The following is a 20,334-nucleotide window of genomic DNA, read 5'->3' on the forward strand; positions in this document are numbered from 1 at the left end:
ATCCCGGGTTGCCCGGTACAACTGGGCTCCTGCCTCGGGCCGAAGAGAAAGAATGCATCAAAAACAGACAGCCGATCTATTGCAAAGCATTCAGGTACTTAAGCTCCTGTACAAGGTTCAACCGGTACAATGGTGCTCATTCAGAACAAGGGCGACACGCCTGCAACTAGCATCGACGAGGCTGTAATGAACGTAAGACTGAAACCTGTATGGATTGCACTGGCATTGGCGACTACGGCTGCACACGCAAGCGACGACATCTACTTCGGTGCCGGTGTGGGGGCGACCCACTTCAATGGCCTGAACAAGATCGAAGGCATCAACACCGGTGAAGAAGATGCGGCGGCTGCCAACATCTTTGCAGGGTACAACTTCAACGAATACTTTGGTTCCGAGCTGGGCTACCAGTACACAGGTCGTGGCAACACGGATGGCAACCGTTACGAAAGCCAGGGCGCCACCCTGTCCGGTATCGCCCGTCTGCCCCTCGGCGAGAACTTCTCCCTGTTCGGTGAAGCGGGTGCTTACTGGGGCCATACCGACGGTCTGGGTACCAGCGACAGCAAGGTCTCCCCGCTGGCCGGTGCCGGTCTGACCTACAAGGTCAACGATGCGCTGGATCTGCAGGCTCGCTATCGCTACATGTGGGATGTGGCGGATCTGACCACCCACACCGGCGAGCAGTACAAGTCCAACCAGAGCGTGACCACCCTGGAAGCCGTCTACCATCCGTTCCGCACCTCCTATGTCGCACCGGTGGCGGCCCCCGTGGTGGAAGAGGCGCCGGCCCCCGTGGTGGTCGAGAAGAACTTCACCCTGAGCTCTGACGTCCTGTTTGCCTTTGGCAAGGCGGACCTGAAGCCGGAAGGGGTAGATGCCCTGAATGGTCTGTACCAGCAGATCACCGAATCCCAGCCCAAGGATGGCAGTGCCATCGTCGTGGGTTACTCGGACCGCATCGGCTCCGAGGCATACAACCAGAAGCTGTCCGAAGAGCGTGCCCGCAGCGTGGCGGACTTCCTGGTGAGCAAGGGGCTGCCAGCCAGCAAGATCTCCGTCGAAGGGCGCGGCGAAGCCGATCCCGTGACCGGCAACCAGTGTGACGGCGTCAAGGGCAAGAACGAGCAGATCGCCTGTCTCTCCCCGGATCGCCGCGTGGAAGTGCGCGTCTCCGGTGTGCAGGAAGTCCAGCAGTAAGCTGACCCTGTCCGGATGATATGAAGAGGGGATGCCACGGCATCCCCTCTTGTTTGTCTGAGATGCAGCGGGCGGCTGGCGCCGTATGGATGATGGCTCTGGCAGCCACTCTCCGTGCTCACCCCTTGTCCAGGCGGGCAGCAAGCTGTCGCAGCCTGCCCTTTCTTTATTCCCTATCAGTGACTTACCTCTCTATCCTCGCCTAGTATGGTGGCGTAATGGACGTTGACCACGCCGATCCCCTGCCGGCCACACAGGCCAAGGTTCTCAGTACCTGACCTTCTCTCTCGGACTATGCCTGGCAGGACCTATTTGCTATCGAGGTAATGTATGAATGCAACCGAGCTTTGGCAGCTCTCCCCCGAGCAGTTCAACGAATGGCGCCGGGAGAACGACTATCCCCTGATCTGGGAACTGCTGACGGCCTCGCTGCCCCATTTCGGCGACTGGATGACGGAGCAGAAGGTCGACAAGGCGGTCATCTTCCAGATCGGCATCGCCCGTTTCATCAGCTCCCGCTGCGTACTCAGCCTCTGCGTCTACATGAGTGACGACAAGATCCGCCTGTACGAGACCGCCTCAGGCGCACTGGAGTCCCTGCGCAAGAGCGGGCTCATCCGCTCCGAGTCCCGTTTCGAGCCCTATCTCATGTGGCTGGCCGGCAAGCATGGCAAGGATCAGGCGAAGAGGGTGCAGAGCCTGCTGTCGGTCTCCGAGAACAACAAGGGGGAGGCGCAGGTGCTCGGTAGGCATCGTCTGCTCAATATCGGTGGCGTCGCCCTGCAGAGCCCCATCATCTCAGGGCGCCTGCTCGACTTCACCTGTCTCGACGAGCTCTCCCTGGATGGCGCCGTCAACAACTCCAAGGTCTATCTGTGGCACTGCTCGGCCAAGGGGGTCAGGGTCAATGGCGGCGTCATCGGGCTGGATCTGTTCGATTCCCTGCTGTGGGACCACAGGGCCTGGGCCAAGAAACGAGAACTGGCGCTGGAGGACGGGGTGTTTCAAGACTTCACCATAGAGTGCGAGGAGATCCGCTTCCACTCGTCCCGGGCCGTGTTGAAGAACTTCAACGTCAGTGCCAAGAACTTCGATGCCACCATGGAGCACACCAACCTGGACAAGGTGCAGGTCAGCTACAACGAGAATGGCCGGATCGACCACAGCGAGGCGAGCAAGCTGTACCGCAATGCGAAGCGGCTCTTCTCCAGCGTGGGGGACACGGTCGATGCCGGGGAGTGTTACTACCAGGAGAAACTGCACGAGATGAAGTCCCTGGCGAGCCCCAGGGAGCTGTATAAAGACAGTTGGCTGCGCAGCGGTCCTCTGAAGAAGGGGATCCTCTCCCTGCTCTGTTATCTCAAGTGCGCCTCCAAGTTCATCAGCTTCATCACCTGGGGCTTTGGCGAGCGACCCATCCGCAGTCTGCTGATGTCCATGGTGGTGATCCTGCTGGCGACCCTGACCTACTTCTTGGCGCCGGAATCCGTCACCCATGGCCACCTCGGCCGCTCCCTCTACTTCAGCATCGTCACCTTCGTGACCCTGGGCTACGGGGACATCTCCCAGACCTCGTCGCCGCTCCAGCTGCTGTCGGCCATAGAGGCGTTCAGCGGCATGTTCCTGACCGGTCTCTTCCTCGCGGGTTTCGCCTCCAAGACCAAGCAGTATTGACGGCCTGGCGGGGCATCCCGGTCAGGTCGCTAGCACGATGCCCTGCATCTTCAGCCAGAATGCTTCCTGGCAGGGGTTGTGAAACAGCTTGTGGGAGGGGCTGATGGGGTGGGGGCTGGCGATGACCCTGTAGCTTATCCAGCACTCGGCGCAGAGTTGCAGGGACGGGGCATCGTCTTGTTCTTTCTGATGGCAGATGACGACCCCGTCGGCAAACCAGTAGTGGGTCTGCCGATGGTGGATCAGGGTCCCATCCTGGTCCTGCTCGAGATGGGACTCGCTCTGCTGGCGGATGATGGTCGCCGGCCCGGCTTGCCGGTGGATGGCCGTGAGATAGGTGCTGAGCTGATGCATCGCCGTCCTTGTGTGAATGGGGTAGGCGTCGAGGCTGGGAGTCTAGCGCGCGGCGTCGATGGCGACAACGGGCATGACGGCAAGCGGGAAAGGGTCTAAGTCCGTACCCGGATCCCGGCAGCCAGGCGCTTGCGGAGCCCCGTCAACCACGCCTTCCTGACTGGCGAAGAGGCTACCCGTCAGTGCGAAGCCCGGCCATGGCGCCGGGCTTCGCTGTTTCCGGGTTCCCGCCCGCGGCTTGACGCCTTGGGCCATGAGCGACTTTATTTAAAGCGCGTGGCCGTGCCCTCTGCCTTGGCCAAACAAGGGATGCAAGGAACAACAAGAGAGAGGAACGAGAGCGGTACCGATCGGTCAACCATCACAGCAGATAAGGAATAACGCTATGATATTGAATCATTTATGGGGACTGTATGCCCATCCTCACACCGAATGGCATACCATAGACGAGCGACACGACAGCTTCAGGAACAGCCTGACCCACATCCTGATCGTGGCCCTTATCCCGTCAGTCTGCGCCTACTACTCCGCCGTGCACATCGGCTGGAGCATAGGGGTCGGTGATCCCATCAGATTGACCGCGGACAGCGCCTTCGTGCTGTCGGTGGCCATGTATCTGGCCCTCATCGTCGGCGTCTTCGCCCTCTCCTACCTGGTTCACTGGATGGGTCACACCTTCGGGGCCGACCCCAGCTACACCACCTCCCTCGAACTCGCGGCCTATACCTCGACGCCCCTGTTCATGGTCGGTTTCTCCGCCTTCTTCCCCCACCTCTGGTTCGTGATGATCATCGGTCTCATCGGGCTCAGCTACTCCGTCTACCTGCTCTACATAGGGGTGCCCATACTGATGCACATCACCAAGGAGCAGGGTTTCATCTATGCGAGCTCCGTGGTCACCGTGGGTCTGGTGCTGCTGGTCTGCGTGCTGGCGAGTACCGCCATCCTCTGGGGATCCGGCTTCGGACCCGTGTTTATGCATTAACCAGGAAATAAATAGGAATAAAAAAGGCGCCATCAGGCGCCTTTTTCATGGTTTGCGGGGCGAGCTGGTTCCGACTAGGCGCCCGCCAGCTCCTCAGCCGTCATGGGGCGCAACACCTTGCAGGGATTGCCTGCCGCGACCACCCCGGCCGGTATGTCTTTGGTGACCACGGATCCCGCACCGATCACGCTGTTGTCCCCTATGGTGACGCCGGGACAGATGACGGTGTTGCCGCCTATCCAGACGTTGTTGCCGATGCGCACCGGCTTGCCGAACTCGACCCCGGCCACCCGAGGAACGACGGCTACCGGGTGGGCGGCCGTGTAGATCTGCACCCCGGGCGCCAGCAGCACGTTGTCGCCGATATGCACCTCGCACACATCCAGGATGGTGCAGTTGACGTTGGCGTAGAAGTTCTCGCCCACATGGATGTTGGCGCCATAGTCGCAGAAAAACGGCGGATTGATGGCGCACGCCTCGCCCCGGCTGCCGAGCAGATCACTCAGCAGGACATCCCGCTCCGGCTTCTCCTGCCAGCGGGTGTTGAAGCTGTGATAGAGGGCGCGGCAGCGCTCCCGCGCCGTCTTGAGTTCGGGGTTGGCGGCATCATAGGGCTCGCCGGCCACCATCTTTTGCCACTCCGGGCCCCTTCCGCTCAGCGTTTTATGTGGCTCAACCATCATTTCTGTATTCATCTGTGTCATCGACTATTCCATCAACCAGATAACTGACTCGTAGGGGCGCAGGGTACAGGATTGCGGCTGCTCCGGGCTGTCCGGGTAGTTGCCAAGGAGCAGTCGTCCATTGCCGGTCGGCAGGCCGCTGGGGAGGGCAAACTCGGCCGGCTCCCCATAGAAGTTGCTCACCACCAGCAGCGCCTTGCCTTGCCAATGGCGGGCGTAGGCCCAGAGGCGCGGGTGGTCCGGCAGCAGTTCCTGATAATCCCCCTGGGTGAAGATGGGGTGCGCCTTGCGAAGGGCGATCAGATCCCGATAGTGCCAGAACACGGAGTCGGTGTCCGCCAGCGCGGCTTCTGCGTTGATCGTGGGGTAGTTGGCGGCGGGTTTGAGCCAGGGAGTGCCTTGGGTGAAACCTGCGTTGGGGGAATTGTTCCACTGCATGGGCGTGCGGGAGTTGTCCCGGGACTTTGCTCCCAGGATGGCGAGGATCTCGGCCTCGCTCATGCCTTCCGTCTGCTTGATGGCGAAGATGTTGCGGCTCTCCACGTCCTGATAGTCATGGATGCTGCCATAACCCGGATTGGTCATGCCGATCTCCTCCCCCTGATAGATATAGGGGGTGCCCTGCAGGCCGTGCAAGGTGCTGGCCAGCATCTTGGCGGCCACCACGCGATGTTCCCCCTCGTCGCCGAAGCGGGAGACGATGCGCGGCTGATCGTGGTTGCACCAGAACAGGGCCGACCAGGCCTTGCCGTGCATGCCGCTCTGCCAGTGGTTGAAGATGCGCTTGAGCTCGAGGAAATCGAACGGCGCCTTGGTCCACTTGTCCCCATTCGGGTAGTCGACTTTCAGGTGATGGAAGTTGAACACCATGGAGAGCTCGGAGCCATCCAGCGCGCCGTAGCGCTGGCAGTGCTCCAGGGAGGTGGAGGACATCTCGCCGACCGTCATGGCACCCACCGGGGCGAACACCTCGCGGCTCACGTCCTGCAGGAACTCGTGGATGCGTGGCCCGTCCGTGTAGAAGCGGCGGCCGTCGCCACTGTCATCGTTCGGGAAGCGCTGATCCTTGGAGATGAGGTTGATGACGTCGAGACGGAAGCCATCTATGCCTTTATCGGCCCAGAAGTGGATGATCTTCTTCACTTCTGCCCGCACCGCCGGGTTTTCCCAGTTCAAGTCCGCCTGCTCGCGGGCAAACAGGTGCAGGTAGTACTGGCCGGTGGCGCTATCCAGCTCCCAGGCGCTGCCGCCAAATTTGGAAATCCAGTTGTTCGGCACGCCGCCGTCCACCGGATCCTTCCAGATGTAGTAGTCGCGGTAGGGACTGTTCTTGTCCCCCAGAGCGGATTGGAACCAGGCGTGCTCGGTGGAGGTGTGGTTGACGACGATATCCATGACGATGCGGATGCCGCGCTCATGGGCCGCCGCCAGCAGGGCCTCGAAGTCCGCCATGGTGCCGTAGGCCGGGTCGATGTTCAGGTAATCGGCGATGTCGTAGCCGTTGTCCACCTGGGGGGAGACGTAGACGGGGGTCAGCCAGAGGGCGTCGACGCCGAGGGTCTTGAGGTAATCGAGGCGGGCCATGATCCCCTTGAGGTCACCGGTGCCACGGGCACCGCTGTCCTGAAAGCTCTTGGGGTAGATCTGGTAAATCGTGGCGCTCTGCCACCAGGGTGTCTGGCTCATGGTCATGTTCTCGTGTTGCTTGGTAAGACGAGGCGCAGCACGGGGCTGCGCCTCGTATTCTTCTATCCGGGGATCAGGCTGCGGTCAGCTCCAGTTTGCCGGCGGCTTGCTGGCGCTTGTAGACCAGCAGGGTCAGCACGGCGGGGACGACGATGGCCACCAGCATGGCGATGGCGTAGATGCCCCAGTATTGCGGCTGGATGGAGAGGATACCCGGCAGGCCGCCGACCCCGATGCCGTTCGCCATCACGCCGGCGAAGCCACAGATGAGGGCTGCACAGCTCGAGCCCACCATGGCGCACAGCATGGGGAACTTGTATTTGAGGTTGATGCCGTACATGGCCGGCTCTGTCACCCCGAGGTAGGCGGAGATGGCGGCAGGCACCGAGATCTCCCGCTCATTCTCCTTGCGGCTGATCAGGATGATCCCCACCACGGCGGAGGCCTGGGCGATGTTGGAGAGGGCGATCAGCGGCCAGATCGGGGTACCACCCATGCTCTGCATCAGCTGCAGATCCACCGCGTTGGTGGTGTGGTGGATGCCGGTGATGACCAGGGGCGCATAGAGGAAGCCGAACAGGGCGGCGCCTATGGGGGCGAAGGATCCTGTCATGGCGGCCTTGGCGGCGAAGCCGACGCCCTCGCCGATCCAGCGGCCGAAGGGGCCGATGAGGGCGTGTGCCACGATCACCGCCAGCAGCAAGGAGATGAATGGCACTATCACCAGGTAGAGATAGGCCGGGATGATGCGCTTGAGGTTGGTCTCCACCCAGGCGAGGAAGACACCCGCCAGCAGGGCCGGGATGACCTGGGCCTGATAGCCGACCTTCTGGATGACGAACAGGCCGAAGTCCCACACTTCCGGGGTCTGCTGGCCGATGCCGTAGGCGTTCATCAACTGCGGAGAGACCAGGGTGACACCCAGCACTATCCCCAGGATCTCTGAGCCCCCCATCTTCTTGACCGCGGACCAGCAGACGCCGACCGGCAGGAAGTGGAAGATGGCTTCACCCAGCAGCCAGAGGAAGGCGTGGACCTGGGCCCAGAACTGGCTGATCTCGGTGAGGGTGTGGGTGCCGTCGTCGAACATCTTGATGTCGCCGATGACGTTGCGAAAGCCCAGGATCAGGCCGCCTGTGATGATGGCGGGCAGCAGGGGCACGAAGATCTCCGCCAGATGGGAGATGCCGCGCTCCAGCGGGTTCATGTTCTGGCGCGCCGCCTGCTTGGCGCTCTCCTTGCTGGCGCCGCTCACGCCTATCTCCTGGGTGAGCGCCTTGTACCAGTCCTCCACCTCGTTGCCGATGACCACCTGGAACTGGCCACCCTGAGTGAAGCTGCCCTTCACCGCCGGTATGGTCTCGATGGCCTTGGAATCGGCCTTGGCCGGGTCATTGAGCACGAAGCGCAGCCGGGTCAGGCAGTGGCTGACGGTGGCTATGTTCTCCTTGCCGCCGATCTTGTCGATGAGCTGGGCCAGATGTTGTGCGTTGATCTTGGACATGAGTCTTCCCTCTGTGACTCCAGTGAGTTTGGTATGCATCACCCTGTAGGGCCAACCTGCCGGCCCGAGCGTTCTTGGTATAGTTCCTATTTAGCATGCTACCAATTTCTCCCGGCAGAAATGGGAACGTTCCCATTTCGTGGGCGATCTCACAAAACGAGTGATTTTCACTCAACGACGAGTGATGGGGGTCACGGCAGCCGGCTGGGGGCTATGGTGGCCTGGGGGGGCAGGTTCTGCTCTATCTGACCGAGCAGCTGGCGGGTGGCCTGCTCGCCGGCCCCCTTGTAACCGAGGTCCAGGCTGAGGGCGTTGGGGAACAGAAAACCGAGCAGGGGGTTGTTGCCAAGGCCGGTGACCAGCACCTCGCCGCGGCCCTGCTCCTGCAGGTACTTGGCCGCCCCCATGGCGAGGGTGTCGCTGGCGCAGACCAGGGCCTGGGTGCTTGGGGTGAGCAGCTCGGCCGCCAGCCGATAGCCACTCTGCAGGCTGAGATCCCCGAGCGCGCTGCGGGCTGTCAGCCCCCGCTCTGCGCAGTGGGCGAGGTAGGCGTCGAGGCGGCGCTGGCCCGTGGTGAGATCCGAGACGTCCACCCCGAGGTAGGCGATGTCCCGGGCTCCCCGTTGCTCCAGCTGGGCCAGCATGGTGTGCACGGCGCCGGCATCGTCGAAACAGACTGAGGAAAATCCTGGAAATTCCCGCGCCACCAGCACCAGCTTCTCCCGATATGGGATCATGGCGTCGTAATCGAGGTCGTTGAAGGCGAACAGTATGATGCCGTCCACCCCGCGCCGCGCCAGCACCGCCAGATGCTCGCTCACCTTGTCAGGGGAGAACTTGCTCTCCATCAGCACGGCGTCATAGCCGCGGGCATAGAGGGTCTCCAGCATGCCGCGCACCGCCTGGTTCTCCGAGCTCGAATCGAGTCGCGAGACTATGATGCCCACCACCTGCTGGCTCTGGCTGCGCATGGCGCGGGCCGACTTGCTCGGCACGAAGCCGTGCTGGGCGATAACCTGCTCCACCTTCTCCCGGGTCTGGGGTTTGACCTTGGGATCCTGGTTGAGCACCCGGGAGACGGTCGACTTGCCGACACCCGATAGGCGGGCGATGTCGAGGATGGTCAGTTTCTTTTCCATAACGGGTGCTCGGGCGGTGAATTGCCCACATTGTTGTGATTAACCCCTGTGAATACAAGCCCATGGCGTTAGAATGACCGCTCCCCCCTCTCCATTTCGGCGACGGCCTGCCGCTCGCTACGCACAGGACGCGCATCATGGATCTGTTGGCAAGTCTGCACTTCTCCCTCTCCATCACAGGCCCCATCTGCATGGTGCTGGTGCTCGGCATCTGGCTCAAGCGCCTGGGTCTCTTGCCAGACAGCTTCGTCGAATCCGCCTCCCGCCTGGTGTTTCAGGTCACACTGCCGGCCCTGCTGTTCCTCAGCATGGTACGCACGGACTTCTCCACCATGCCGAGCCCCTGGCTCATCCTCTACGGCCTGTTGGGCACACTTGCGGGGTTTCTGGTGCTCGAGCTGCTGGCGACCCGCTTCATCGGCGAGCAGAAACTGCGAGGCATCTTCGTGCAGGGTAGCTTTCGCGGCAACATGGGGATCATGGGGCTGGCCTATGTGCAAAACGCCTACGGTCCTGAGGGGATAGGCGCCGCCGCCCTGCTGGTGGGGGCGGTGACCGTGCTCTACAACATCCTGGCGGTCATCACCCTCACCCGTAGCCTGGGGGGAGGGCGGGGGATCAAGCCCATCCTGAAGGGGATAGTCAAAAACCCGCTCATCATCGCCATCCTCTCGGCGCTGCCCTTCGGCCTGCTCGGCATAGAGTTGCCGTCGCTGGTCATCAACACCGGCAACTACTTTGCCAACATGACCTTGCCGCTGGCCCTGCTCTGCACCGGCGCCAGCCTCAACCTCAAGGCTTTGCGCGGCGGCGCCGGCCTGACCGGCTGGGCCACCGCCAACCGACTGTTCTTTATCCCCGTGCTGCTGGTCATGGGGGCCTGGGCACTCGGCTTCAGCACCCAGGCCCTCGGCATCCTGTTCCTCATCAGCTCCACCCCGACGGCGGCCGCCAGCTATGTGATGACCCGCGCCATGGGGGGTGACAGCGTGCTCGCCGCGAACATCATCGCCACCACCACGCTCGGTTCGCTGGTGAGCACCAGCCTGGGGGCGGCGCTGATGAACTATCTGGGCCTGATGGGCTGATGATACGAGACCCGCTGATTGTGGAGAGGCGGGGCTTGACCTTGCCGCTGGCGGCAGCTTTAGGCTGGGATCACATTCACGAGAGGAGAGAGCACATGACCATCGAACTCAATGTATCCGGTATGTCCTGCGGCGGTTGCGCCGCCAGCCTGCAAAAGGCCCTGCTGGCCCAGAGTGCCGTCACCCAGGCCAAAGTCGATTTCGACAGCAGCAAGGCCGTGGTGGAGAGCAGCCTCAGCAAGGCCGAGATCATCGCCCTGATCGAGGCCAAGGGCTTCTCGGTAGAGTGACCTAACACTATATAGGTAAAAAACAGACCAATATTCTGTTTACTTGTTTTTATTGGTGAGAATGATCACTTAAATTCGTTTTAAAAAGCATAAAAATGCTGCAATCAACCCATCAGAAGGATTGCAGCATGACCCTCCCTATCCGCAAGACCCTGCTCGCCGCCGTACTCGGCCTGACCCTTTCCCCCCTGGCCATGGCCCTGCCCAGCGTGCACATACTGGCGACCGGCGGCACCATAGCCGGGGCGGGTCAGTCTGCGACCCAGTCCAACTACGAGGCTGGCAAGGTGGCCATCGAGACCCTGATCGCCGCCGTGCCCGAGATGAAGAACGTGGCCGAGGTGCAGGGGGAGCAGGTGGTCAAGATAGGCTCCCAGGACATGAACGACGAGGTGTGGCTCAAGCTCGCCAAGCGGGTGAACGAGCTGCTGGCCAAGGATGACGTGGACGGCATCGTCATCACCCACGGCACCGACACCATGGAAGAGACCGCCTACTTCCTGAACCTCACCGTCAAGAGCGACAAGCCGGTGGTGCTGGTGGGCGCCATGCGTCCCTCCACCGCCATGAGTGCCGACGGTCCGCTGAACCTCTATAACGCCGTGGTCACCGCCTCGGATCCGAGCTCCAAGGGTCGCGGCGTCATGGTCGCCATGAACGACACCGTGCTGGATGCCCGTGACGTCACCAAGACCAACACCACAGGGGTGCAGACCTTTGCCGCGCCGAACTTCGGCCCGCTCGGCTACATCCACAACGGCAAGATAGACTACCAGCGCAGCCCGGCTCGCCTGCACACCAGCAAGACCCCGTTCGACGTGAGCAAGCTCGACAAGCTGCCTCAGGTCGGCATCGTCTACAACTATGCCAACGCCACCGATCTGCCCGCCAAGGCCATGGTGGACGCCAAGTTTGACGGCATCGTCAGCGCCGGGGTGGGCAATGGCAACCTCTACCACAGCCTGTTCGATACCCTGGCCAAGGCGAGTGAGGACGGTATCCGGGTGGTGCGCTCCGCCCGCGTGCCGACCGGTGCCACCACCCTGGACGCCGAGATCGACGACGACAAATACGGCTTCGTGGCCGCCGGCACCCTGAACCCGCAGAAGGCGCGCATCCTGCTGATGCTCTCCCTGACCCAGAGCAAGGATCCCAAGCAGATCCAGCGCTGGTTCCAGGAGTTCTAACCACACGTTATCGGATGGATCCCGCGGGAGGCTCAGGCCTCCCGTTTTCATTGCTCACGCCTTGGCACACTCATTGCTATGGATAGACCACTGTCCACAATGCTCTGGGAAGGATGAACGATGAAACGGTGGATCCAACATTTCTATCAGCTGAACCGCCTCAACTGGCTCATGGTCTGGCTGCTGCTCTGCTGCAGCATCATACTGCTGTTCCCGGCGGGCCTGATGAAGGGGGCCGTCAGCCAGTGGGCCAACGCCCATGCGGCCTGGCTCGGGGTCGGCATGCTGATCGCCGTCTCCTACTTCTGCAGCCAGGGCTTTTTGATCTTCTGGGAGTGGGCCTGCGACGAGTGGCAGTCTCGCCGCCAGCAGGATCAGCTGGCCCAGATGATCGGCTTCCTCGACTTCAACGAGAAGGCTGTGTTGCGCGAGTTCGTGCTGCAGCGCAAGAGCGTCATAAACCTGCCGATCACCGAGCCCGCCGTCAAAAACCTGATGGATGCAGGCGTGCTCACCTATGCCTACGGCAAGCCGGTGCGGGAGAAGGATGACGAGAACCAGATCCGTGCCCTGATGATAGCGCTGCCGGCACGGCCGCTGCTCACCTACAAGGTGCTGGGGCTGTCTCGCGGCAAGATGAGCGACGAGCAGGTGGAACAGATCATGAACGCCAGACCCAAGTTCGCCCAGAAGAGCTTCCAGCGCTGAGGCGCATTCATCCTGAATAAAAAAAGCCGGACGCTGTCCGGCTTTTTGCTGTCTGGGGATCTTACTCGGTTCTGGCTTTCAGGTAGCCGGCATAGTCCGGCACCTGTACGCTGAACGCGCGCTGCATGTGCGGGCTGTCCATGATGAAGTCTGCGGTCGCCTCATTGGTGGCGACCGGGATGTTCCATACCGCTGCGAGGCGCAGCAGGGCCTTCACATCCGGATCATGGGCCGCGGGGTTGAGGGGATCCCAGAAGAAGATCATCACGTCTATCTTGCCCTCGGCGATGAGGGCGCCGAGCTGCTGATCGCCCCCCATGGGGCCGGAGAACAGACAGGTGATGGGCAGCTGTGCCTGCTTGCCGAGCAGGGTCCCCGTGGTACCGGTGGCATAGAGATGGTGGAGCTTGAGCTCCTCCTTGCGCCTCAGCACCCAGCTCAGCAGGGGGGCCTTCATGTTGTCGTGAGCCACCAGGGCTACCCGTTTGTGGGGCGCCATCTCACGTGCGATCAGTTCCATGGGATCATCCGTAGCAAAATGATGGGAGTAGGGCCGTATCCTAATCGAAAGCGGCGCCCGCTGTCTTGCCGGGCGCCGTAACTGTGATCACTTCGACTCTTCTATCCACTGCCGGTTCTTCTGCTCCAGCACTGAGATGGGCAGCATGCCGAATTCCAGCACCTGGTGGTGGAAGGCCTTGAGGTCAAACTGGCTGCCAAGGGCCTGCTCGGCACTCTCCCGCATCCGGATCAGGGCCAGCTGGCCCGCCTTGTAGGAGGTGGCCTGGCCGGTATAGGCCATGTAGCGCGGCACCTCGGAGCTGATGTCTCCCGCCCCCAGCGCCGAGTTCTCCTGCATGTAGCCGACGGCCCTGTCGTGACTCCAGCCATACCAGTGGATGCCGGTATCCACCACCAGCCGCATGGCCCTGAGCATCTCCTCGTTGAGTCGCCCGAAGTACTGCAACTGGTTGTTGAAGGCAGGCGAGCCTTCGACCTTCACATCCCCCACCCCCGGATCGTAGAGGCCACGACCCTGATAGAGGCCCATGTCGTGGTCCGCCAGGTACTCGGTGTAGAGCGCCCAGCCCTCCGCATAGGCGGTGTAGGAGGCGTTCGCCACGTACTGCGGGAAGTCGGGATCCTTGGCCGCCAGCTCCTGGGCTATGGTGATCTGGAAGTGATGGCCGGGGGCTCCCTCGTGGGCCAGCAGGGTGCTGATGTTCCAGCTCTGCAGGCCATAGGGGTAGTAGGTGTTGAGGAAGAACTGCCCCTTGCGGCCGGTCTGGGGGTTGCCGTCCTGATACCAGGCGACGCCGCCGTAGGGCGCATCCTCGTAGGAAACCGGCACGACATCGTAATCCAGCTTGGGAATGGTGCGCTCGGAATCGAAGAAGTCAGGCAGCACCTGGGCGGCCTTGCTCTTGAAGGCGTTGTACTCCGCCAGAGCCCGCTCATGCTCGGCCAGTGCCTGCTGCTGGGGTTCGCTCAAGGTCGCGCCGGCTGCGTTATCCGGGTTCAGACCGGCTGACCAGACCGCCAACGGGTTCTGGTAGAAGAAGCCCGGCTCGTTCAAGTAGCGGAAGAAGGCGTAGATCTGGCCGCTCTGCTTGCTCTGGGCCACATCCTCGCTGTCGCACTTGCCGACGGTGTGGCAGACCTTGACCATGGCGCCGAAGATCCGGGTCACCTCGGCCAGCCCCAGCTCGTGCACCTCTTCCGGCGTCATCTCGGTGGTGGTGTGTTTCTTCAGCAGCCAGCGATACCAGTCGCGACCATCCGTCATGCCGCAGAAGCCGTCATCGCATTCGCCGTTGCCGAGGCGTACCCCATAGGCACCGCCATGCTGGTAATCCAGATAGTCTCGCAGCGCCAGATAGCGGCCGTTGATGCTGTCCAGCACGGCCTTGTAGTCGGTGCGCAGCGTCTCGTCGGCATCCCCTGGCAGTTGCTGCCAGCCGAGGTAAGATCCCGCGATCGCTTCCCCATCCAGCTTGCCGTTGAGCTGGGCCAACAGCCGGTCCACCAGCTCGTCCGGCAGGGTATTGCCCTGGGCGCTGCCGAGTTCAAACTGCTGCTTCACCTCGGTCAGATAGGCGTCATAGGCCTTGAGCCAGACGAGATGCTCCTGATACCAGGCGAGCGGTGCAGTGGCCGCCCGTGCCTTGGCGGACTGTGCTGGAGCTGCTGCCGTGCGGTCGAGATCCCGCCGCCAGCTGGCATCCCCCGGTGCCACCCGCTCGGCCGAGCTCTGGGCGAAGTAGTCGAAGCCGCGCTCGACGGTGCGTGCCGCCCTGCCGCTGGCGGGTGCGGCCCCGACCTCGTCGGCCAGATCCACCACCCGGTTGCGGAAGTGATGGATGGGGATCTGGGATTGAGGCAGTTCATAACCTTCCAGGTTGATCTGCAGATCCCAGCGGATCATGTCGTAGAACAGCCGGTCCCGTTCGCTCAGCACGCTCGTGTCCAGGGCATCCAGTCGCTTGAGCAGGGAGGCGTTGAGGGCCTTGCGTTTGGCGATGCTCGCTGCATCGATCGCGAACCCGTAGGGATCCAGCGCCTGGCTCTCGCGCAGGGCCTCGTCCATGGTTTGCATCAGGGTCGCCTTGGTGGCGACGGGATCCGCCGGTGCCTTGGAGCTATTGTCGTTACAGGCGGTGAGGGAGAGGGCGATGGCGCAACCCAGCGCCACCTTGTTGAGTGAGAGGTACATGGTTTAGTCCTTTAATGCCTTGTTATTATGAGTCCCCTTGAGGGGTTCCAATAGTGCACCTTTAGACCACCGCCTTTTGCGACTCACTTAACAAAAATAGCCTTGTATTTCATATGGATAGTCATGATGAAAAGCTATGCGGCCAGAAATAAAAAACCCGCCTGAGCGGGTTAAGAGTCGGTCATCTCATGCCATAACTATTCAGGACGATTCCGAGTGCAGCTGGGATTGTTGATAGTTTTCCAGACCGATGCGATCGATGAGGTCCAGCTGGGTTTCCAGCCAGTCCACATGTTCCTCCTCGTCCTCCAGGATCTCCTGGAACAGGTCACGGCTGACGTAGTCATGGGCTGATTCGGCATAGGTGATGGCCACCTTCAAATCGGGGATGGCATCCATCTCCAGCGAGAGATCGCAACGCAACATCTCGTCGACCGTCTCACCGATGCGCAGCTTACCCAGATCCTGCAAGTTGGGTAGTCCTTCCAGAAACAGTACCCGCTTGACCAGTTCATCGGCATGCTTCATCTCATCGATGGACTCGTGGTATTCCTTGTGCCCGAGCCCCTTGAGGCCCCAGTCATCGTAGATGCGGGCATGCAGGAAATACTGGTTGATGGCCACCAACTCATTGGCCAGCACCTTGTTGAGGTGGGCAATGATTTTGGGATCTCCTTTCATCGACATTACTCCTTATGTTCGTGCCTTATGGAGGCAGCGATCACTAGAGCTTAGTCCAGAAAAGTGACAATAGGAGTGCTGGCGATTTGGCTCGCCCGAGGATACAAGGATCCGGCTGACGGATCAGGGAGGGGAGAATTCAGGTATCAAGCCACTTCGTAATAGAGCTGGGCCCGATCCGATTCCATCTTGTTGCGTTCGGTGGCGATGATCTCCATGGCCATGCGTACACACTTGCCACATTGGGCACCCACTTCCAGCGACTCTTTCAGCTGTCTGAATTCTGTCTTGCCTGCCTGTACCGCCTTGCGGATCTGGGTATCTGTGATGCCGCGGCACAAACACACGTACATAATACTGACCTCATACTGGAATGAGGGAAAATCTAAATGAGAATGGTTTGCAGTGCAAATACCGATTGGTAATAAGATCCCCCGCTTGCCAGCTATTCTCCCCTTGGGGACAATGCGGCCATCAGAGAGGAGAGGATGATGCTCAAGAAACTGTTCAATGCCCTGTTCAACAGCCAGGTGGAGCCAGCCGTCGAGGTGACCCCGACCGAGTACGCCGGTTATCTCATCTACCCCGAACCCATGGCGGAAGGGGGCCAGTATCGACTGGCCGGCCGCATCACCAAGGAGGTGGATGGCGAGGTGCTGACCCATAGGTTCATTCGCTCAGACCTGTTCGTGAATCCAGCCGATGCCGAGCGCTTCATGGTGCAAAAAGCCCATACCTTCATCGATCAGATGGGGGAGAAGATGTTCGAGCCTCGCACCCGAGGTGGTGATCCCGCCGCCTCATGAACCCCGTTGACGCAAGCGCGCTGCGCCACTCCCTCGCTCGCTGTGGCGAGAGGCGACTGGTCTGGCTGGAAGGGGGGGAGGCCGATTGCATCGCCCGGGCCGAGTCCTGGCTGGGGGAGGCGGTGTTCTGGCTGGGTGAGGGTCCTGCCCGCCATGATCCCATGCCGGCCGCCAAGGCGCTGCAACGACTCGGCCAGGAGTGCGACACGCTCGTCTTCAATGCCTTCAGCGGTTTCCATCCCGATGCCTTCGGTGCCCTGGCGGGTACCTTGCGCGCCGGTGGCTTGCTGTTGCTGCTGACCCCCCCGAGGGAGAGCTGGCCCACCTACCCGGATCCGGACAGAGTGCGGTTGGTCACCCAGCCGGAGGACGCTAGCAAGGCTGGGGTTGGTTTTATCGCCCGCCTGGTACGGCTGCTGGCAGGGGATCCCGCCACCTTGCTGAGTCCACCTGGGGAAAACGGTCACTGGCGGCCGCTGGGGCCGGATCGCCTGCTGAGCGAGGATCAGGCCTGTGCCCTGCCCGCCATCCACAGAGTGTTACATGGCCATCGCCGCCGCCCCCTGGTGCTCAGCGCGGATCGCGGTCGGGGAAAGAGCGCCCTGCTCGGTCTCGCCGCCGCCGACTTGCTGCGCCAGCATCCGAACCTGCAGATAGCGGTGACGGCCCCCTCGCAGGGAACGGTTGCCACCCTCTTCGCTCACGCCGCGGCCGGACTCGATACCCGCGAGGAGAGGCTGGAAGGGCTGGAGTATGTGTCGCCGGATCGGCTGGTGCAGGGAGATCTGCAGCCTGATCTGCTGCTGGTGGACGAGGCGGCAGCCATCCCGACCCCGCTGCTGGAGGCCATGCTGGCCCGTCACAGTCGCATCGTATTCGCTACCACCGAGCATGGCTACGAGGGGACAGGGCGCGGCTTTCATCTGCGTTTCAAACGGGCTCTGGATAAGCAGGCCCCGGGCTGGCAGGAGTTGCACCTGAGCGAGCCCATCCGCTGGAGCCGGCACGATCCCCTGGAGCCCCTGGTGTTTCGCCTGCTTGGCCTTGATACGGACGTCTTGCCGCCGCTGCAACCGATAGCACCCGCCTGGCGTTTGCTGGAGCGGGACAGGCTGGCCGAGGACGATGAGCTGCTCGGCCAGGTATTCGGCCTGCTGGTGCTGGCTCATTACCAGACCAGTCCGAGCGATCTGAGATACCTGCTGGAGAGCCCGGATCTCGACATCCATTTGCTGGAACAGGATCAGCGCTTGCTCGGGGTTGCCCTGGTGGTGCGCGAGGGCAAGATAGATCCCGTCCTGGCTCAGGATATTTGGGCGGGGCGAAGGCGTCCCCGTGGCCATCTGTTACCCCAGTCCCTGCTGGCCCACGCCGGCTTCGTGACGGCGGGTGAGCGCAGCTACGCCAGGGTGATGCGCATCGCCATCCATCCGAGCCTGCATCGCCATGGCTTGGGCTCAATGCTGCTGGGCAAGCTGGAGGCCCATTATCGGGCACTCGGGTTTGATTATCTGGGGTCGGCCTTCTCCGCCAGCGCCGATCTGCTGCCGTTCTGGCACAAGGCTGGTCTCAAGACCCTGCGCATCGGCCTGCAGCGGGATGCCGCCAGCGGCTGTCACGCAGCCCTGCTGCTCAAGGCGCTGAAAGCGGAATGGGAGCCCGAGCTGGCCCAGTGGCGCCAGCGCTTCCTGCATCAGTTGCCAACCCTGCTGGCGGGGGAGCTCAAGATGCTGGAGACGGAGATCGTCTGGCAGTGCCTGCAAGGAGAGCCTATCAGGGGACTCGCGCCGGACGAGTTTGGCCGCCTGGAGCTGGAATGTTTCGCCCACCATCACAAGCCGTTCGAGCTGTGTCAGCCCAGCCTGCAACGCTGGCTGGCGAGTCACACGGCTGTGTTGGATGCATTGACTTCGGACGAGCGTCGCCTGCTGATCGGGAGCATCTGGCAGTATGCCCCCTGGACGGATCTGGCCAGAGCCTTGGGTCTGGCCGGCAAGCCCGCGCTCATCAAGGCTCTGCGCAGCCTGCTGGCTCGTCTGCTGGAGAAGGACGGGCCGACGGGCTGAGACCCGGGCGGGATTTCCATAGGGGTCTAAACGCGCGTTTCATGGAGGCATCAGGCCGGTGGAACCGTCGATACAGATACTGGGGGCCAACAGGCCCCTCGTTCGTTGATGGTCTGGCTTGATGATACCTGTCCTTCCCCAGACTCGGCCTGGGGCGAGAGAAGGGTTACCCGGCTGACTAAGATGCCTCCGTCAGGGCCATCATGACCTTCATACCCCGTACTCAATACCATCACTTAAATCCCTGAATCGCGCCAACTGCTCTGATGAGTTTCTCATGGGGCTGCGCCATTTTGGTTTTTTCGGAATATGGACTAATACTTGATCGTGGTAATGATTTTAATAAATGCATTATTTTCAGGTGGTTAGCATTATCAGTGGTTAATGTGTGCCATCTTTTCTAACGTGCACAGGGAGTGCAATGTGGGAAAAAATGCAACTAGCCATGGCCCATGGATCGTCGGTTTCATTGCTGGTCCTGTTTCTGCCAGCGACCTGACATTCAATATGACGCGTGGGGCCACCGCCATCAGCCAGCAGGTCTATGACCTGCACATGACCATCTTCTACATCTGTTGCGTGATCGGCTTGCTGGTGTTTGGCGCCATGCTCTGGTCCATCGTCCGTCATCGTAAATCCCGTGGTGCCAAGGCAGCCCAATTCCACGAGAGCACCCGCATCGAGCTGCTCTGGACCGCCATTCCTGTGTTGATCCTGGTAGCCATGGCGGTGCCCGCCACTTCAACCCTGCTGAAGATGGAAGACACCTCCAAGGCCGATCTGACCGTGCTGGTCACCGGCTCCCAATGGAAGTGGCACTACAAGTACCTCGAGCACCCGGTGGAGTTCTACTCCCTGCTGGCTACCGACAGGAAACAGATCAAGGGTGAACAGCCCAAGGGTGACCACTACTTGCTGGAGGTCGATCAGCCGCTAGTGCTGCCCGTCGGCAAGAAGATCCGCTTCCTGATGACTTCGGACGACGTCATCCACTCCTGGTGGGTGCCCGCCTTCGCGGTGAAACGGGATGCGAATCCCGGCTACATCAATGAGTCCTGGACTCGGATAGACAAACCGGGCACCTACCGGGGTCAGTGCGCCGAGCTGTGTGGCAAGGATCACGGCTTCATGCCCATCGTCGTGGTGGCGAAATCCGCCGAGGAGTTTGATGGCTGGATTGCCAAGACCGCAGGGGAGCAGGCGGCCGCTAAGGCGCAGCAGCAGGATCTGGCGAGCCAGACCATGACCCTGCCCCAGGCCATGGAGATCGGCGAGAAGGTATTCCTCGGCCACTGCGCCGCCTGTCACCAACCCGCCGGGACCGGGTTGCCCGGTATTTTCCCCGCCCTCAAGGGCAGCAAGGTCACCACTATGGCGGAAAATAGGAACCATCATCTGGATCTGGTGCTCCATGGCAAGAGCGGGACGGCCATGCTCGGCTTTGGCAAGCAGCTCAGCCTGCAGGAGGTGGCCGCCGTGGTGACTTACGAGCGCAATGCCTGGGGCAACAATACCGGCGATGTGGTTCAGGCTGCCGAGGTGCAGTCCATCTTGAAACAGGACAAGTGAGGCG

General features: G+C 61.5%; 19 protein-coding genes. 10 read left to right on the forward strand and 9 right to left on the reverse strand.

From position 1 onward, the window contains the following. The first annotated feature begins 186 nt into the window (after positions 1 to 186). Together ompA and ACT5M9_RS14545 are read left to right on the forward strand one after the other, a co-directional pair. Positions 187 to 1,197 carry a porin OmpA gene (ompA, locus tag ACT5M9_RS14540; RefSeq protein ID WP_457982172.1) on the forward strand — a complete coding sequence of 337 codons (1,011 nt, stop codon included), beginning with the start codon at positions 187 to 189 and terminating at the stop codon, positions 1,195 to 1,197. A gap of 330 nt (positions 1,198 to 1,527) precedes the next feature. Next, positions 1,528 to 2,871, forward strand: a complete 1,344-nt coding sequence (locus ACT5M9_RS14545; RefSeq protein WP_457982173.1) for a potassium channel family protein — start codon at positions 1,528 to 1,530, stop codon at positions 2,869 to 2,871. Between the two features lie 21 nt (positions 2,872 to 2,892). On the opposite strand, the gene ACT5M9_RS14550 is transcribed toward ACT5M9_RS14545, so the two are convergent. Further along, on the reverse strand, positions 2,893 to 3,225 hold the full coding sequence (locus ACT5M9_RS14550; protein WP_457982174.1) for a hypothetical protein: 333 nt from the start codon (positions 3,223 to 3,225) through the stop codon (positions 2,893 to 2,895). 385 nt (positions 3,226 to 3,610) lie between these two features. On the opposite strand from ACT5M9_RS14550, the gene ACT5M9_RS14555 reads away from it, so the two are divergent. Further along, entirely contained in the window at positions 3,611 to 4,210 is a 600-nt protein-coding gene (locus ACT5M9_RS14555; protein ID WP_438549350.1) for a Yip1 family protein, read from the forward strand. A gap of 74 nt (positions 4,211 to 4,284) precedes the next feature. On the opposite strand, the gene ACT5M9_RS14560 is transcribed toward ACT5M9_RS14555, so the two are convergent. The 4 genes from ACT5M9_RS14560 to treR form a co-directional block, all read right to left on the reverse strand. Beyond that, positions 4,285 to 4,890, reverse strand: coding sequence for a sugar O-acetyltransferase (locus ACT5M9_RS14560; RefSeq protein ID WP_457982436.1), 606 nt, complete (start codon positions 4,888 to 4,890; stop codon positions 4,285 to 4,287). A gap of 27 nt (positions 4,891 to 4,917) precedes the next feature. Further along, on the reverse strand, positions 4,918 to 6,579 hold the full coding sequence (gene treC / locus ACT5M9_RS14565; protein WP_457982175.1) for an alpha,alpha-phosphotrehalase: 1,662 nt from the start codon (positions 6,577 to 6,579) through the stop codon (positions 4,918 to 4,920). A gap of 73 nt (positions 6,580 to 6,652) precedes the next feature. Beyond that, complete coding sequence (gene treB, locus ACT5M9_RS14570) at positions 6,653 to 8,083, reverse strand: PTS trehalose transporter subunit IIBC (protein ID WP_457982177.1); 1,431 nt, start codon at positions 8,081 to 8,083, stop codon at positions 6,653 to 6,655. A gap of 191 nt (positions 8,084 to 8,274) precedes the next feature. Next, a complete protein-coding gene (treR, locus tag ACT5M9_RS14575) occupies positions 8,275 to 9,222 on the reverse strand; it encodes a trehalose operon repressor TreR (protein WP_438549347.1) in 948 nt (315 codons plus the stop codon). 137 nt (positions 9,223 to 9,359) lie between these two features. Between treR and ACT5M9_RS14580 the strand changes: the two genes are divergently transcribed. The 4 genes from ACT5M9_RS14580 to ACT5M9_RS14595 all read left to right on the forward strand — a co-directional run bounded on the left by ACT5M9_RS14580 (position 9,360) and on the right by ACT5M9_RS14595 (position 12,495). After that, positions 9,360 to 10,310, forward strand: coding sequence for an AEC family transporter (locus ACT5M9_RS14580; RefSeq protein WP_457982179.1), 951 nt, complete (start codon positions 9,360 to 9,362; stop codon positions 10,308 to 10,310). A 95-nt stretch (positions 10,311 to 10,405) separates the two neighbouring features. Continuing rightward, positions 10,406 to 10,600, forward strand: coding sequence for a heavy-metal-associated domain-containing protein (locus tag ACT5M9_RS14585; protein ID WP_438549345.1), 195 nt, complete (start codon positions 10,406 to 10,408; stop codon positions 10,598 to 10,600). A gap of 128 nt (positions 10,601 to 10,728) precedes the next feature. Further along, complete coding sequence (gene ansB, locus ACT5M9_RS14590) at positions 10,729 to 11,787, forward strand: L-asparaginase 2 (RefSeq protein WP_457982181.1); 1,059 nt, start codon at positions 10,729 to 10,731, stop codon at positions 11,785 to 11,787. Between the two features lie 120 nt (positions 11,788 to 11,907). Further along, positions 11,908 to 12,495, forward strand: a complete 588-nt coding sequence (locus tag ACT5M9_RS14595; RefSeq protein WP_457982183.1) for a superinfection exclusion B family protein — start codon at positions 11,908 to 11,910, stop codon at positions 12,493 to 12,495. A gap of 61 nt (positions 12,496 to 12,556) precedes the next feature. On the opposite strand, the gene ACT5M9_RS14600 is transcribed toward ACT5M9_RS14595, so the two are convergent. From ACT5M9_RS14600 to ACT5M9_RS14615, 4 genes are all read right to left on the reverse strand, one after another. After that, entirely contained in the window at positions 12,557 to 13,015 is a 459-nt protein-coding gene (locus ACT5M9_RS14600; RefSeq protein WP_438549342.1) for a methylglyoxal synthase, read from the reverse strand. A gap of 87 nt (positions 13,016 to 13,102) precedes the next feature. Beyond that, positions 13,103 to 15,208: a DUF885 domain-containing protein gene (locus tag ACT5M9_RS14605; RefSeq protein ID WP_457982185.1), complete on the reverse strand. Its 2,106-nt coding sequence runs from the start codon at positions 15,206 to 15,208 to the stop codon at positions 13,103 to 13,105. A 201-nt stretch (positions 15,209 to 15,409) separates the two neighbouring features. Beyond that, positions 15,410 to 15,889 carry a bacterioferritin gene (gene bfr / locus ACT5M9_RS14610; protein WP_457982186.1) on the reverse strand — a complete coding sequence of 160 codons (480 nt, stop codon included), beginning with the start codon at positions 15,887 to 15,889 and terminating at the stop codon, positions 15,410 to 15,412. A gap of 146 nt (positions 15,890 to 16,035) precedes the next feature. After that, positions 16,036 to 16,242 carry a bacterioferritin-associated ferredoxin gene (locus ACT5M9_RS14615; RefSeq protein WP_438549340.1) on the reverse strand — a complete coding sequence of 69 codons (207 nt, stop codon included), beginning with the start codon at positions 16,240 to 16,242 and terminating at the stop codon, positions 16,036 to 16,038. A 138-nt stretch (positions 16,243 to 16,380) separates the two neighbouring features. Here ACT5M9_RS14615 and ACT5M9_RS14620 point away from each other — a divergent pair, with 138 nt between their 5' ends. The 3 genes from ACT5M9_RS14620 (at position 16,381) to coxB (ending at position 20,330) form a co-directional block, all read left to right on the forward strand. Then, positions 16,381 to 16,695 carry an HlyU family transcriptional regulator gene (locus tag ACT5M9_RS14620; RefSeq protein WP_457982188.1) on the forward strand — a complete coding sequence of 105 codons (315 nt, stop codon included), beginning with the start codon at positions 16,381 to 16,383 and terminating at the stop codon, positions 16,693 to 16,695. After that, positions 16,692 to 18,761: a tRNA(Met) cytidine acetyltransferase TmcA gene (locus ACT5M9_RS14625; RefSeq protein WP_457982189.1), complete on the forward strand. Its 2,070-nt coding sequence runs from the start codon at positions 16,692 to 16,694 to the stop codon at positions 18,759 to 18,761. Before ACT5M9_RS14620 ends, ACT5M9_RS14625 begins: the two co-directional genes overlap by 4 nt. Positions 18,762 to 19,268: 507 nt before the next feature. Then, a complete protein-coding gene (gene coxB / locus ACT5M9_RS14630; RefSeq protein WP_457982191.1) occupies positions 19,269 to 20,330 on the forward strand; it encodes a cytochrome c oxidase subunit II in 1,062 nt (353 codons plus the stop codon). Positions 20,331 to 20,334: the final 4 nt, after the last annotated feature.

This window comes from Aeromonas sp. AE23HZ002T15 (genome assembly GCF_054165525.2).